The sequence below is a fragment of the Streptosporangium sp. NPDC049376 genome, assembly GCF_044466505.1.
Taxonomy (GTDB): Bacteria; Actinomycetota; Actinomycetes; order Streptosporangiales; family Streptosporangiaceae; genus Streptosporangium.
Window position 1 is genome coordinate 277471 of sequence record NZ_JBITMT010000009.1, and the last position, 13632, is coordinate 291102.

General features: G+C 70.8%; 12 protein-coding genes. 6 read left to right on the top strand and 6 right to left on the bottom strand.

Annotation, left to right across the window (positions count from 1 at the left end; genetic code table 11):
- Window positions 1-211 precede the first annotated feature (211 nt).
- A complete protein-coding gene (locus ACIBVQ_RS23945; RefSeq protein ID WP_399180007.1) occupies window positions 212-1300 on the top strand; it encodes a DUF6745 domain-containing protein in 1089 nt (362 codons plus the stop codon).
- Window positions 1301-1354: 54 nt separating this feature from the next.
- Here the strand turns inward: ACIBVQ_RS23945 and ACIBVQ_RS23950 are convergent, their stop codons facing one another.
- Both ACIBVQ_RS23950 and ACIBVQ_RS23955 read right to left on the bottom strand, forming a co-directional pair.
- On the bottom strand, window positions 1355-1951 hold the full coding sequence (locus ACIBVQ_RS23950) for an HD domain-containing protein (RefSeq protein WP_399180009.1): 597 nt from the start codon (window positions 1949-1951) through the stop codon (window positions 1355-1357).
- A gap of 41 nt (window positions 1952-1992) precedes the next feature.
- Window positions 1993-2700 (bottom strand): hypothetical protein, encoded by a 708-nt coding sequence (locus tag ACIBVQ_RS23955; RefSeq protein ID WP_352015637.1) that lies wholly within the window; start codon window positions 2698-2700, stop codon window positions 1993-1995.
- A gap of 146 nt (window positions 2701-2846) precedes the next feature.
- Between ACIBVQ_RS23955 and ACIBVQ_RS23960 the strand changes: the two genes are divergently transcribed.
- Together ACIBVQ_RS23960 and ACIBVQ_RS23965 are read left to right on the top strand one after the other, a co-directional pair.
- Window positions 2847-3968 carry a sensor histidine kinase gene (locus tag ACIBVQ_RS23960; RefSeq protein WP_399180011.1) on the top strand — a complete coding sequence of 374 codons (1122 nt, stop codon included), beginning with the start codon at window positions 2847-2849 and terminating at the stop codon, window positions 3966-3968.
- Window positions 3965-4636 (top strand): response regulator transcription factor, encoded by a 672-nt coding sequence (locus tag ACIBVQ_RS23965; protein ID WP_362914873.1) that lies wholly within the window; start codon window positions 3965-3967, stop codon window positions 4634-4636. The genes ACIBVQ_RS23960 and ACIBVQ_RS23965 overlap by 4 nt, the downstream gene beginning before the upstream one ends.
- 45 nt (window positions 4637-4681) lie before the next feature.
- On the opposite strand, the gene ACIBVQ_RS23970 is transcribed toward ACIBVQ_RS23965, so the two are convergent.
- Window positions 4682-5554, bottom strand: coding sequence for a sigma-70 family RNA polymerase sigma factor (locus tag ACIBVQ_RS23970; RefSeq protein WP_352015634.1), 873 nt, complete (start codon window positions 5552-5554; stop codon window positions 4682-4684).
- A gap of 128 nt (window positions 5555-5682) precedes the next feature.
- Between ACIBVQ_RS23970 and ACIBVQ_RS23975 the strand changes: the two genes are divergently transcribed.
- Window positions 5683-6096 (top strand): VOC family protein, encoded by a 414-nt coding sequence (locus tag ACIBVQ_RS23975; protein WP_352015633.1) that lies wholly within the window; start codon window positions 5683-5685, stop codon window positions 6094-6096.
- A 153-nt stretch (window positions 6097-6249) separates the two neighbouring features.
- Window positions 6250-6666, top strand: coding sequence for a DoxX family protein (locus ACIBVQ_RS23980; RefSeq protein WP_399180014.1), 417 nt, complete (start codon window positions 6250-6252; stop codon window positions 6664-6666).
- A gap of 295 nt (window positions 6667-6961) precedes the next feature.
- Here ACIBVQ_RS23980 and ACIBVQ_RS23985 read toward each other — a convergent pair whose 3' ends face one another.
- Window positions 6962-8662, bottom strand: coding sequence for a serine/threonine-protein kinase (locus ACIBVQ_RS23985; RefSeq protein ID WP_399180016.1), 1701 nt, complete (start codon window positions 8660-8662; stop codon window positions 6962-6964).
- Between the two features lie 226 nt (window positions 8663-8888).
- Here ACIBVQ_RS23985 and ACIBVQ_RS23990 point away from each other — a divergent pair, with 226 nt between their 5' ends.
- Entirely contained in the window at window positions 8889-10937 is a 2049-nt protein-coding gene (locus tag ACIBVQ_RS23990; RefSeq protein WP_399180018.1) for a sensor histidine kinase, read from the top strand.
- 45 nt (window positions 10938-10982) lie between these two features.
- Here the strand turns inward: ACIBVQ_RS23990 and ACIBVQ_RS23995 are convergent, their stop codons facing one another.
- Both ACIBVQ_RS23995 and ACIBVQ_RS24000 read right to left on the bottom strand, forming a co-directional pair.
- Complete coding sequence (locus ACIBVQ_RS23995; protein WP_399180020.1) at window positions 10983-11411, bottom strand: STAS domain-containing protein; 429 nt, start codon at window positions 11409-11411, stop codon at window positions 10983-10985.
- 109 nt (window positions 11412-11520) lie between these two features.
- Window positions 11521-13317: a SpoIIE family protein phosphatase gene (locus ACIBVQ_RS24000; RefSeq protein WP_399180022.1), complete on the bottom strand. Its 1797-nt coding sequence runs from the start codon at window positions 13315-13317 to the stop codon at window positions 11521-11523.
- Between the last annotated feature and the right edge of the window lie 315 nt (window positions 13318-13632).

The window sequence follows — 13632 nt, forward strand, 5'->3', positions numbered from 1 at the left end:
CAGCGAATTCCAAGTGGCTCGCAAGAATGTTCGGTGAACCTGGCGGCATCGGAACAACGCAGGTTTCCCCTCCGGACCGAGCCGCTCGAAGAAGAGCGCCGGCACGCTTCGTGTTTCGCCCGGCTCCTTCGACCCGGCGAACGCGTCCGGAGGCGGCCGACGAGAAGTCCGGACCGGCGGTGTCACCGATCGTCCTGAGCGACTCTCCGAGATGGATGACCGACTGCAGATGAGCGGCACACCCCTGCCCCCCTTCGAGGGCGTCCTCACCGCCGAGCACGAGACCCTCGTCGCCGACATCCGTGACCAGTGGATGCGCGACGGCCTGTCCACCCGCCCCGTCGACAGGGGCGAGGCGGAGCGGGCGGTGCGCGAGATGTACGCGCTGGTCGGCCTGGAGCCGCCCCTTCTCAAGGTGTGGGTGGACTCGCCACCCGGTTGTTTCCCGATGGTCTCCGCCCTTGGCGGCTCCATCGTCCGCTGTGGGCACTTCGAGAACCGGCTCAAGGAGTGCCTGGAGGGCCGGCTCAGGGACCGGCTCGGGCAGCGGCTCTTGGACCGGCTCCGATGTCAGCTCCGCGCCCGGCTCTGGGAGCCGCTGTGGGGGCAGCTCCGCGCCCAGTTACGGGGGCAGCTCCTGAGCCAGTTGGGCGACCGGGCCGGATCCGATCCGTCCAGGTACGTGTGGGGGGCCAAGGACATCTGGAGGGACGCCTACTGGATCGCGTTCTACACCTCCGCCCTGCGTGTGGCCGGGGCGGGACCCGACGAACGCCTGGACGCGCTGGCGGAGGTGACCCGCAGGCTCGGCTGGTGGATCCCCCTGGCCGGCGCGGTCGTCATGTCCGGACGTCCCGTCGCGATCCGGCGTGACGGCGACCTGCGGCTCCACTGCGAGAACGGGCCCGCGCTCTCCTGGCCCGACGGGCACACGCTCTACGCCTGGCACGGCACCCGCGTTCCGAAGTGGGTGATCGAGGCCCCGAACTGCGAGGCCATCGCGGCGGAGAAGGACGCCGAGGTCCGCAGGTGCGCCATCGAGTCCCTCGGCTGGGACCGCTACGTCGCCGAGACCGGACTGCCGCTGGTCGCCTCGGCGGAGGACCCCCGCGACCCGGCCCTGACCCTCGCCCTGTACGAGGTGCCCGAGGAGGTTCTGGGGGAGCCCGCCCGGGTCCTGCTGCGCGTCGGCGACCCCACGGGCCCCGGCGGGTCGCGCGGGAGGGCCGGGCTGGTCGTCCCCGTGGAGACGGCCACCCCGCTGGAGGCCTCCGAGTGGGATCACCCCCGGCTCTCCTGACGGGATCACGACCTCGTCAGACGGGAGAGGCCGCCCTGCCGTACGCCCGCCCTCCTAGACCACGGCGCACCCATAGACCGTGGTGAAAGGCGTGAGATCGGGAACGCCGAAGGTTTCGCACATCGCCTTGAACGCGACGACCTTGTCCTCGCCGAAGCGCCGGACCCGGGTGGCGTAGGACGCGGCGGAGACGAATGTGGGCGGGGTGGACTTGCTGTGGAACTTGTCGGCGTACATCACCAGTCTCTCCTCACCCGACTCGGCGACATAGTCGGCGACGGGGATGGGAAGCCCCTGGTTCCGCACGTCGTCCCGGCTGATCCCCACTCCGGTGTGGCAGGAGCAGAAGCGGCAGATCTCCTCAGGAAATCCCTCCTCACGGAGGAGTTCGTGACCGAGCACGCCATGCCGTACGTAACGTGTGTGATCGAGTTCTCCGTCGGCGCCGTAAAGCCGGTAGACCCCGATGTCGTGAAGCAGGCTTCCCGCCCGCACAAGGTCCCTGTCGAGGTCGGATCCGGTACGCGCGAGAATCTGCTCGGCGATGCCGCACACGATTTCGCAGTGGGTGAAGACGAGCTCGAACGCCTCCCGCGTGGGCGCGTACTTCTCGTGGAGCGCGCGAATCTGTTCGTCTCCAGGAATCCGCATTCCGGGAGTCTAACAACGGGTGAGAACGGCGTTCGAGTGGCTCAGCCGAGGGTGCTCGCGTAGGCGAGCAGGCCGACGACCGCCGTGCCGAGCAGGGTGAGCAGGACGGAGCGGCGGCTCGGCCTCGGCCCCTCACGCACGAGCCTGAACCCCAGCGGCAGGAACGCCACGCACAACCCCAAGGTCCCGGCGATCGTGAACGCGTCCGTCCCCTTGAGCACGCCGAGCGGCACCGTCCCCATCGAGGCGAGCGCGATCGAGCCGGTCAGGCCGAGGACCCGGCTGCGGTAGGCGCCGAAGGCCAGGACGTACCAGCCGAACATGATCGTGAACGACAGGTAGCTGAACAGATGGGTGTCCTGGTAGGAGTCCTGGACGAAGGCTGTCGCGGAGTCCAGGCCGCGCCGCAGCACCAGCCGGAACGCGGTCTGGTTGATTCCGGCGTGGAAGGTGCGCTCGAACAGCCCGAAGATGACGAACGCCCCACCCCACGCGGCCCACATGGGATGGGTCCGCCCGATCCCGCGGGCCAGCGTGACGACGGCGGGCCACATCAGCACGTTGCCCGCCAGGAACGCGGTGTAGCCGCCGATCACCAGGCCGGGAGCCCGCTGTACGGCCGCCAGCTGCTCGGTGAAGGAGAAGGGGAACGGCACCCGCGTCAACGCCCCCGCCAGCAGGAGCAGGGGTCCGACGATCATGGAGACCGCGCTGATCCGGCGGCCGGGGAAGCTGTGGTCGGTTGGCATGGCCCGACGATCGCACCGCGTCCGCCCGGGGCGGATCAGCCCTCCGTGGACACTTCCCGGTCAGCCCCAGGGCTGTCGTTCATCCCCAGGGATGATCCTCCCTGGGTGGATGTGTCCTGGTTCGGCGGCGCGTTACCGTACCGGTCATGCCCGCAGAGAAGCCCACCCGCCGTCAGGTCGCCGCCGATGTCATGACGGCCGTCGCGCTCCTGACCGTGGACATCGGTCTCGCGGGCAACCTGCTCATGGACCAGACCGGGTCCCCGTGGCGGCTCCCGGTCTCACTGGCCGTCGCCGCCGCGATCGCCGTACCGCTCGCGCTCAGGCGGTACCGGCCGTTCGGGGCGTTCGTCGTGATCATGGCGCTTTCGGCCCCCGCCGCCGCGCTCGGCCTGCTGTGGGACCCGTTCGTCGCCACGGCCTGCGCCCTGTACACGCTGACACTCGGCGCCCGCAGGGAACTCGCGGCACGGGCCATGGCCTGCGCCGCCGCCGCGACGGTGGTCGCCTCCGCCGTCGGTGACCTGCCGCTCCCCGGCGGCGCGTGGTGGTACGTCCTGGCCCTGCCGCTGCTCGGGGGTGCCTGGCGGTGGGCGCTCAACGTGCGTGAACGCCGTGACCAGGAGGCACGCCTGGAACGGCAGCGTGAGCACCAGGTGCTGGTCGACGAGCGGCTGCGGATCGCCCGTGAGCTGCACGACGTGATGACCCACGGGATGGGGCTGATCGCGGTCAAGGCGAGCGTCGCCAACCACCTGGCGCGGAACCGGCCGGAGGAGGCCCTCGACGCGCTGCGGGTCATCGAGGCGACGAGCAGGCAGGCGCTCACCGAGACGCGCAGGCTGCTCGGGGTGCTCCGGGAGGACACCGGACCGGCCCCCGTGCCGACCCTCGGCGGCCTCACCGAACTCGCCGAGCGGGCCGCCATGGCCGGGGTGGACGTCGAACTGTCGGTCGAGGGCGGGGACGACCTCCCGGAACCCGTCGAGCTCGCCGCCTACCGGATCGTCCAGGAGGCCGTGACGAACGTCGTCAAGCACGCGGCCCCGGCCCGCTGCCGGGTGAACGTCCTGGCCGGGCAGGGGGTCGTGACGATCGAGGTGACCGACGACGGCCACGGCGCCCCGTCGCCCTCGACCTCCCCGGGACACGGCATCATCGGCATGCGGGAGCGGGTCACGATGTACGGCGGGCGGTTCGCCGCGGGGCCGCTGCCGGATGGGGGATTCCAGGTGAACGCGACCCTGCGCTACGAAGAGGCGCTGTGACCGAGCCGATCCGGGTGCTCGTCGCCGACGACCAGGCCCTGCTGCGGGGCAGTTTCCGGGCGCTGATCGAGAACGAGCCCGAGATGACCGTCGTCGCGGAGGCGGGCACCGGCGCGGAGGCCGTCGAACTCGCCCTCGCCCACCTGCCCGACATCGTGCTCATGGACGTGCGCATGCCGACGATGGACGGCATCGAGGCCACCAGGCGGATCTGCGGGACGCCGGAGACCCAGGGGGTGCGGGTCCTGATCCTGACCATGTTCGACCTGGACTCCCACGTGTACGCCGCGCTGCGCGCCGGGGCGGGCGGGTTCCTGCTCAAGGACACCCGGCCCGCGGAACTGTGCGACGCGATCCGCCTCGTCGCCCGGGGAGAGGGGCTCCTCGCCCCGACCGTCACCCGCCGGTTGATCGCCGAGTTCGCCCGCTCCCCCGAACGGCCCCCGGTGCTGACCCGCGAACTCCAGCTCCTGACCGAAAGGGAGCGGGAGGTCCTGACCCTGGTGGCGCGCGGCCTGTCCAACACCGAACTCGCCGAGCGGCTACAGCTGTCACCGGCCACGGTGAAGACCTACATCGGACGGCTGCTGGCGAAACTCCACGCCCGAGACAGGGCCCAACTTGTGATCATCGCCTACGAGTCAGGCCTGATCAGCCCGAACCGCTGACCCTCCTCCCCGAAAACGGCGTTCCGCGCCCTGACCGGACGCCGGTCAACGCCGCTCCTCGTCACCGGCCAGGAGATGGACGATGTCGAGGTCGCGGAGCCGGTCCGGATCGGTTTCGACGGCGATGCGGGTGATCTTCCCGTCGTGGACGGTGAACGTGATGACGGCCTTCGGCCGGCCCCGGTGTGACCAGACGGCCGCCGGGACGCCGTCGACCAGGGCGAGCCTGGCGGCCTGGGCCCGTCCGGCGAAGAACGCCGCCACCGCTTCGGCGCCGCGGATCTCTATGGCCACGGCCTCCGGATCGAGCAACTCGACCAGGGCGGTGAAGTCCCCTCCTCTGGCCGCGGCGAGGAACGCCTCGACGATCTCCCGTTTCGCCGATCGCGCGGCGTCGGAGGCGTCGGCCGTTCCCCGCACCTGGCGCCGGGCCCGGCTCGCGAGTTGCCGGGCCGCCGCCGGGGAGCGGTCGAGGATGGCGCCGATCTCGGTGAACGACACGGCGAAGACGTCGTGCAGGACGAACGCGAGCCGCTCTGCGGGAGTCAGCGTGTCCAGCACCACCATCAGCGCGACACCGACCGAATCGGCCAGAAGCGTCTCCTCCTCGGGGGTGGCCTGGCCGACCGGGTGGGTGCTCGGTCGCGGTTCGGCCGGTTCTGGCGGCAGCGCCCCGGCCGACTCCTCACGCCGGGCCCGGCGCGTCTCCAGCATGTTCAGGCAGACCCGGGCGACGACGGTGGTCAGCCAACCGGCCGGGTTCTCCACCTGGCCGGTTTCGGCGCGGCCGACCCGCAGCCAGGCCTCCTGCACCGCGTCCTCGGCCTCGGTCGAGGAGCCGAGCATCCGATAGGCCACCGCGTACAGGCGGTTCTGGTGCTCGGCGAACCGCTCGCTCAGCCAGTCCTGCTCAGCCATCTGTCACATTCCTCCGTCCGCGCCTGTCATACCAATTGACCGGCGAACGCACGCCGATGTGACATCCGGGCCCCGGCCCGGATGTCCGGCCCGCCGGCGCACACCACCCCACGCACAGGGAGCAAGGCATGAAAGCGCACGTCAGCTCGATCCTTCTCGGAGTCCGGGACATGGACCGGGCCAAGCGGTTCTACACGGAGGGACTCGGCTGGAAGATCAAGAACGACTACGGCATCTCGGTGTTCTTCGAGTCGGACGGCGCCTCGCCCGTCGGTTTCTACGGTCGTGAGGGCCTGGCCGACCAGGTGGGCACAAGCCCTGAGGGCAGCGGCTTCAGCGGACTGGTCCTGACCTACGTCGTCCGTGGTGAGGCGCGGGTCGACGAGATCATGGCGGAGGCCGAGAAGGCCGGCGCCACAGTCCTCAAGCCCGCCGGTGCCCTGCCGTGGGGCGGGTACGGCGGCACCTTCGCCGACCCGGACGGCTACGTCTGGAGTCTCGGCTACAGCCCCCGGGGAACGGACCAGCCCTACGCGGAGTGACCGCGACCTTCTGCGCCAAGCCCGGGACGGCGGACCACGCGCCGCCGTCCCGGACGGCTGCACCCCGGCGCGGGGCGTGTCGCGATCCCAGCGAAGAGAAACAACGCCTCCGGCAACGCGGAGGTCTGACCTGCCCCCGAAAGGGGAGAGCACATGTCGAAACACCTGAAGACTGGCCTGTACTGGTTCATAGCCCTTCAGTTCATGCTGGGCGCCGTGACCAAGTACTGGCCGGGAGACACGATATTCAGCACGGCGTACTCCGTGAAGTTCGCCGACTGGGGCTACCCCTCCTGGATGCGCTTCGTGGTCGGCGCCCTGGAAGGTGCCGCCGCCGTCCTGCTCGTGATCCCCGACCGGCGAACGCGCTTCCTGGGCGCCACAACGCTGATGTTCGTGCTCACCGGCGCGGTCACCACCCACATCGTCAACCACGACCCGGCGGTGGAAAGCTGGGCCGCACCCGCCCACCTCCTCATCATGGGCGTTCTCGCGCTGGCCAACTGGCCCGCCGACTGGCGGGACCTTCTGCGGGCTCCTACCGCCTCACCGAACGGATCACGGTCCTGAGCGTCCTGGTGGCACGCGACCTGTCCGGCGCCGAACTCGCCCAGCGGCCATGGTGAGGACCCATGACCGCGACGGAGCCCAACTCCTGGTCACCGCCTACGGGTCAGGCCCGATCAGCCCGCGCCGCTGAAAACACGCGAACCATGCCCAGCGGCAAGAAGCATCCGAGTGGATACCTTGGGCCATCTGGGGAGGGGGAGCCCAGTAGGGCGCACCTCGCCTACGAGAAGGGCCATCCCCTATTCGCACCGCACCCGTCACCACCGAGTGCTCGGGCGTCGGCCGTACCTGAAGGTCATTCGGCCGAGCGCCAGTCGCTGTAGGTCGTGGTGAAGTTCGACCTGTAGATGCCGGCGCTTCCGGTGGGGAAACACCAAACGAGGTCGAACACCTTCGGCCTGTTGTGCGAGTCGGTGGTCAGCCGGTAGGTGATGTACGAACGAGGGCTTTTCTCAGCGACATCCCCGTCCACCCAGAAGCTGAAGAGCTCTCGCAGGCGCCCACTCGTTCTGTCGATGGCCAGAGTTCCCGAGTAAGTGTGTCCTTTACGCTCCATCCGAGTGGAATTGGCCACCACCTCACCGATGACGGACGGCCCGGCGGTTCCCGCGACCATGAGCGCGGTCCACTTGGGAGTGGCCGCCTCCAGGTCCGACAGTTCCTCCTTGCCTGGATAGAGGTCACCGCCGCGGACGACGATGTGACGGACTTCCGAGCCTCCGCCGCCTGCGGTCTGGAGGTCGAAATCGTCGCGGCCGGTGTGGACGGTATGGTTCACCACCCGGCCGGTCGCCTTCGCAACAGTGTCGCTCTGGGTGAATCCTCCTTCGAAGGAGAAGCTCGCCGCCGGGGTCATGGTCAACGCCAGGTCGAGGGCGGCGGCGAGTTCGGCGGTCGTCTTCGGCACTTCCGGCCGCGCCGGGGTGGCCGGGGTCGTCGAGGGTGACATCGAAGACGACACCGGGGCCGTCGAGGGCGGTATCGAAAGAGGCGTCGAGGCGGACGGAGTGGACGGAGGGGTGGATCGCGGCGGGGTGGCGGCGAAAGTGGGCGAGGCGAACAGGCCGGCCCCGTCCGGCAGAGACCAGAGGGCCACAGCCCCCACCCCCAGAACGGCGACGGCCGCGACACCGGCCATCACGCCCCGGCGGCGGCCGCTGTCCCGCTCCCGCCAGGGGACGTCCTCGACGGGAAGCACCCAGGTGTGGTCGAGCCGTGTCGTCAGTTCGTCGGTCCCGTCGATCCGCCACGCCTGCGACGCCTCCGCCAGGATCTCCCGCGCGGAGGGCCGCGACGCCGGGTCCTTGGCCAGTGCTCTGCCGACCAGTTCGCGCAGGGGTTCGGGGACTTCGGAGGTGTCCACCGGGTCGTTGAGGACCCTGAGCGCGAGGACCTCGGGACGGGCCGTGCCGTAGGGCGGTCTGCCGGTCGCCGCGTACACGGCGAGCAGTCCCCAGCCGTAGACGTCGGCGGCCGGTCCTGCCGACGTGCTGCGGTACTCCTCCGGGCTCAACCAGCCGGGGGTGCCGACCAGAGCCCCGGTGCGGGTCACGGACGTCCCGTCGAGGGCCCGCGCGATCCCGAAGTCCACGAGCTTGGGGCCGTTCGGCGCGAGGATCACATTGGAGGGCTTGATGTCACGGTGCACGACGTCCACGGCGTGGACCGCGACCAGCGCCTCGGCCAGCCCCACCACGAGGCCGAACCACTGATCCCCCGTCAGGGGGCCGTCGGCCCGGACGTGGTCGCCCAGCGTCCGCCCCGGCACGTACTCGGCGGCCAGCCAGGGGCGTGCCGCGTCCGCGTCGGATTCGAGGATCCGCGCGGTGCACAGGCCCCGTACCCGGGTGAGGACGGAGATCTCCCGCGCGAACCTCATCCGGAACTCCGGGTCTCCGGCGAGGGAGTCGTGGACGAGCTTGACCGCGACACGGGCGCCGTCCGGGGCAAGACCGGCGTACACGACCCCCATGCCGCCCGCTCCCAATCTGCCCATGATGTGGTACGGACCGATTCGCCGAGGATCAGTGCCATCGATCGGGATCACTGAGAGTTTGTATCTCATTCCCGCCGTTGTGTGAACGAGCTGGCGGTCATCAGTGTGAAATCCGGCGCTTCCGTTGATAACGCCCCTGCCACAATGGTGGTGAATCGTGACCTTTGTACCGCCCCAAAGGCACACTAGGGTCAGGCGAAAACAGGCGCCGGAAAGCGGGAGTGGGATGGCGTGGGCAGCCAGGGCGGTCACCGTCGTCCTGGCCGTGGTGTCTCCGTTGCTCGTGACCGCGGCCATATGGATCTACGCGACCCTCCCCGAGGAGTGGAAGTCGCCCGAGACCGTCACGCCGCTGACGGCGGCGGGGGTGACCTTCCCCGCCGTCGGCGCGTTCCTCATCGCGCACCGGCCCAGGCTCAAGCTGGCGTGGCTGATGTGCCTGGGCGGGCTCGGCGGCGCCGTACACGACTTCTGCCAGGCGATGATGCTGTTGACCGCCTCGCACGGGAACCTCACGCTCGCGGGGTTCCTGAGGTTCGCGGTGTATCTGGGCTGGGGGGTCTCCGGGCTCGCGCTGGAGATGCTGCTGCCGCTGTACTCCCCGGACGGCAGGCTGCCCTCGCGGCGCTGGCGGGCGGTGGTGCTGCTCGGCGTGGTGTCCACCGTCGCCGAGACCACCCGCCAGTTCATCCGGCCCGACCCGCCGCTTGAGGGTTACCTGTTCCCTGCGGTCATCCACAACCCGCTGCAGATCCCCGAGCTGGCGCCGTACCACCAGACGATGCTGGTGGTGAACTGGACGGGGATCCTGGCGACGCTGCCGCTGGCGGCGCTGTCCATGCTGCTGCGTTTCCGCGGGGCGGACCCGGAGGTCAGGCGGCAGATCGGCTGGCCGCTGCTGGCGTTCGCCGGGTACATCGTGTTCATGTTCGTCGGCGTCGCCGCGCCGGAGCTGACCTGGCTGTCGATCCTGTGGGCGATGCTCATCCCGGTCGCGCTGCTGTTCTCGGTGATGCGCTACCGGCTGTACGGCATCGACACCATCGTCAGCCGGACCTTCGTCGCGGCGGGGCTGCTGGCCGTGGTCGGTGGGGTCTACTTCGGCGTGGCCGCGCTGTCGAGCCTGCTGGTCTCCGGCCTCGACCAGATCGCCGGGCTCGCCGCGGCCCTGTTCACCGGCGCGTTCTTCCAGCCGTTGCGCCGGACGCTGCAACGGTCCATCGACCGCCTGCTCTACGGTCCGGTCGGCGACCCGCGTGTGCTCGCGGAACGGCTGGTCCAGGAGGTACGCCGGGGGGATCCGGCGCAGGCGCTGGCGTCGGTGATCGGCGTGCTGCGTGAGGGCCTGGCCGTACAGGGGGTAACGGTCGAGGTGACCGGCGGCGAGCCGGGACAGCGGGTCGGCGTGGCGAGCGCGACCAGCGGGCAGATCGGCGACGCCCCCCGTGAGGTGCCGCTGGTCTGGCACGGCGAGCGGGTGGGGCGGCTGCTGGTCGGACCGCCGACCCCGCGCCGCTTCCCCGCCGCGCACGACGAGCGGGTGCTGGCCACGCTGGTCCCCTACGCGGCCGACGTGGCGCACGCGCTGCGGATGTCGGCCGACTTGCAACGTTCCCGGGAGCGCATCCTGAGCACCAGGGAGGAGGAACGGCGGCGGCTGCGCCGTGACCTGCACGACGGCCTCGGGCAGACGCTCAGCGGGCTGGCCATGACCATCAACATGGCCCGCCTCAGCCTGAAGACCTCCCCCGACGCCGCCGACGGGCTGCTGCGTGAGCTGCGCTCCGGCATGGACTCGGTCACCGGCGACATCAGGCAGCTCGTCTACGGCCTGCGCCCGCCCGCCCTCGACGACCTCGGGCTGGCCGCCGCCGTACGGGCGCTCGCCGGACCCGCCACCCCCGAGGGGCCCGTCACCGAGGTGAGCGTCGAGGGCGAGCTGGACGACCTGCCCGCCGCCGTCGAGGTGGCCGTCTACCGGATCGCGCAGGAGGCGCTGACCAACGTCCGGCGGCACGCGAACGCCACCCACGTCCGGGTCGAACTGCGCCGCGAACCCGAGGCGCTGCGCCTGCTGATCGTCGACGACGGCGCCGGGCTGGCGCCGGATCGCCGCGCGGGTGTCGGCCTGACCTCCATGCGCGAGCGCACCGCAGAGCTGGGCGGGCTCTGCCTCGTCAGCGGCGGCCCCGGGGAGGGCACCACGGTCGAGGTGACGCTCCCCCTTCCCGCGGTCCCCTTCGCCGACACGCGGCCGGTGCCCCAGCACGGGTAACCGGTCCCGCGGCCCGGGGTCCGGGCGTGGCGTCGGCCGAGGGCCTCACAGGGAGGGCACGTGGCCCTGGTCGTTCGTGGAGCGCTCCCGGGCCTCGTCGAGCGCCTGGGCGAGGCTGTCGCGGATCATCAGGATCCGCGACAGGCCGGTCAGGTCAAGGACGTGGCGCATGAAGGGCTGCGGGGCGACCAGCAGCAGCGTCACCCCCCGCTGCTGGGAACCGGTGAAGGCGGCGATGAGGCGGCTCAGGCCGACCGAGTCGCAGAAGGTGGTTCGTTCCAGGTTCAGCAGCAGGTGGTCGCCGTCCAGCTCCTCCCACAGCCTGTCGATCACGGCGCCCAGCACGGGAGAGGTGTCGTAGTCCAGCGCACCGGACACGTGCACGATCGTCGGATAGCCGTCTGTACCGGCCTCCACGGTGAAGGCCTGCTGCGCCTGCCCCGTCTGGTCGTTCTGGTCGGCGTGGTGCGACATGGCTTCCCTTCCACTGACAGGCGCCCCCTGCCGGTACACGGCTCTGGGACCACGGTAAGGCACATCCGGGCGTCCTGTGCGCCGCGCCGGCCCCGGGTGCCCGCCGGGCTCAGACATGCGGACGGAGCGGGACGCGTACGGCGAGCATGGCGACGTCGTCGTCGGCCTTCGGCCCGGCCATCTCGTCGGCCAGTGTCTCCAGCAGCTCGGGCAGCGGCCGCTCCCCGTGGGCGGCCAGCAACGCACGGGTGGTGCCGATGGCCTGCTCGACGTCCCGGCCGGGCCGGTCGACGAGGCCGTCGGTGTACAGCAGCAGCGTCGAGCCGGGCACCAGGTCCATGCGGTGGTCGGTACGCGGTGGATGGCCGAGACCCGGATAGAACAGCACGTCGTGCTGGTCGAGCCGCCGGGTGCTCCGGTCGGGCAGGAGCAGCAGTGGAGGCGGGTGACCGGCGTTCGACCAGGTCAACGCCCACCCGGCGTCGCCGTGCTCCAGACGGGCGTGCAGGATGCTGCCGGTCGCGGGCAGCCGCAGGCTCAGGCAGGCGTGTTCGAGAGCGGTCAGCGCGGCCGCGGGCCCGAGCGCGGGATGGTCGAGTACGGCCTGGCGAAGCATGCTGCGCACCTGTCCCATCAGGGCGGCGGCCCGTATGTCGTGGCCGGTGATGTCGCCCACGGTGATCGCCAGGGAGGACGTCACCGGCCCGCCGGGGACGCCGGGCAGCGGGAAGCTGTCGTACCAGTCGCCCCCGACCATGTCGTCGGTGGCGGCGGGCCGGTACAGGGCGGCGCTGTCCAGTCCGGGCGTGGCGGGCAGGTCGGTCAGCATGGCGCTCTGCAGCTGACGGGCGACGGTGATGCGTTCGCCGAGGAACAGCGCGCGTGCCACGGTGTGCGCGGTGTAGCTGGCCAGCGCGTTCAGTGTCGCCTGTTCCACCAGGTCCGGCTGGTGGTGCCGATTCCAGCCGACCATGAGCACGCCGACCGGGCCGCGGCTGGCGATCAGCGGCAGGCACACCGCCGAGGTCAGGCCCAGGGAGTCGAACGCGGCCACCGCCTCGGGGCTGTACCGGGCCGCCAGGTCCTCCCGGCTGGGGATGGCGATCATCCGGCGATCGCGCAGCGCCCGTGCCGAGGGGAAGGGCGCCTCGGTGTCGTACTGGCCGAGGACCTCCTCGACCTCGTGCGGGCCGTCGGTGTCGGGCACCCGCGTCAGCCTGCCGTCCCGCAGCAGGCTCAGTCCGATGTAGTGCGGCGCCAGGGCGCCGATCACCAGGTGGCGCAGTCGCTGCCGCACGTCCTGGACGCTGGTGGCCTCGGCCATCTCCTGGGAGGCGCGCAGCAGCATCGCGGCGTTGGCCTGGGCGGTCGCGCGCGCCTCCTCCGCGGCCGCGCGGGCGTCCTCCGCGGCGCGGGAGGCCAGGCGCAGCCGCAACTCACTCGAACACGCCGCGGCCAGGTCGGCCAGGTCGGTCAGTTCTGAGTTGGTCCACCGGCGGGCGGTGGTGTCGACCGCGCACAGCGACCCCAGCACCCGCCCGTCCTCGTCGGTCAGCGGCATCCCCGCGTAGGCGACCATCCCCAGCTCGGCGACGGCCGGGACGGCGCGCACCCGCTCGTCGAGGCGGGCGTCGGTCAGGACCAGCGGTTCGCCGTCCGTCACGACGTACCGGCACAGCGAGTGCGACAGCGGACTCTGCCGGCTCTCGGCCCATGGTCCTGTCAGGCCTGCCAGGCCGGGGAAGACCTGACGGTCTCCCTCGACCAGGGACACCAGCGCCACCGGTGCCCGCAACGTCCGGGCCACCAGAGCGGCGAAGCGCTCCATGTTCGTGTCCGCCCTGGCCGACAGGCCGGTCCGTCCTCGCTCTTCGCACCGCCTGCCCTCGGCGCCCTTGGTCGACATCGGTGTTCACCTGTCTTGTGTGATGCTTACTGGTCGTGGCGACGAGCGCCGAACCGGTTACTGCCCATGGACGGCCGATATGTGCCTGCGCTCCGGGGTGGATTCTCCTGCCCCGGGCCCTCAGGCCCTGGCCACCGTACTCCCGAGGGGTGCTTTTCGTACCTCGTCGGCCCGGCCACACGCACCGGAAAGAGACCGAATTGTCCTACAATGGGTGAAAAAATAATACAGCGGCCAAGGTAGCGGGGCGATGCCGGTGTTTTCTTCCCCACATCGGCAAGAGAACGGGACGTGCATCATGGGCCGTGGACGCGA

Coding starts and splice junctions, on each gene's coding strand:
- ACIBVQ_RS23950 (WP_399180009.1), bottom strand. CDS start 1,951: ATGCGGATTCCTGGAGACGAACAGATTCGCGCGCTCCACGAGAAGTAC.
- ACIBVQ_RS23960 (WP_399180011.1), top strand. CDS start 2,847: ATGCCCGCAGAGAAGCCCACCCGCCGTCAGGTCGCCGCCGATGTCATG.
- ACIBVQ_RS24000 (WP_399180022.1), bottom strand. CDS start 13,317: ATGTCGACCAAGGGCGCCGAGGGCAGGCGGTGCGAAGAGCGAGGACGG.
- ACIBVQ_RS23985 (WP_399180016.1), bottom strand. CDS start 8,662: ATGGGCAGATTGGGAGCGGGCGGCATGGGGGTCGTGTACGCCGGTCTT.
- ACIBVQ_RS23975 (WP_352015633.1), top strand. CDS start 5,683: ATGAAAGCGCACGTCAGCTCGATCCTTCTCGGAGTCCGGGACATGGAC.
- ACIBVQ_RS23970 (WP_352015634.1), bottom strand. CDS start 5,554: ATGGCTGAGCAGGACTGGCTGAGCGAGCGGTTCGCCGAGCACCAGAAC.
- ACIBVQ_RS23945 (WP_399180007.1), top strand. CDS start 212: ATGGATGACCGACTGCAGATGAGCGGCACACCCCTGCCCCCCTTCGAG.
- ACIBVQ_RS23995 (WP_399180020.1), bottom strand. CDS start 11,411: ATGTCGCACCACGCCGACCAGAACGACCAGACGGGGCAGGCGCAGCAG.
- ACIBVQ_RS23990 (WP_399180018.1), top strand. CDS start 8,889: ATGGCGTGGGCAGCCAGGGCGGTCACCGTCGTCCTGGCCGTGGTGTCT.
- ACIBVQ_RS23980 (WP_399180014.1), top strand. CDS start 6,250: ATGTCGAAACACCTGAAGACTGGCCTGTACTGGTTCATAGCCCTTCAG.
- ACIBVQ_RS23955 (WP_352015637.1), bottom strand. CDS start 2,700: ATGCCAACCGACCACAGCTTCCCCGGCCGCCGGATCAGCGCGGTCTCC.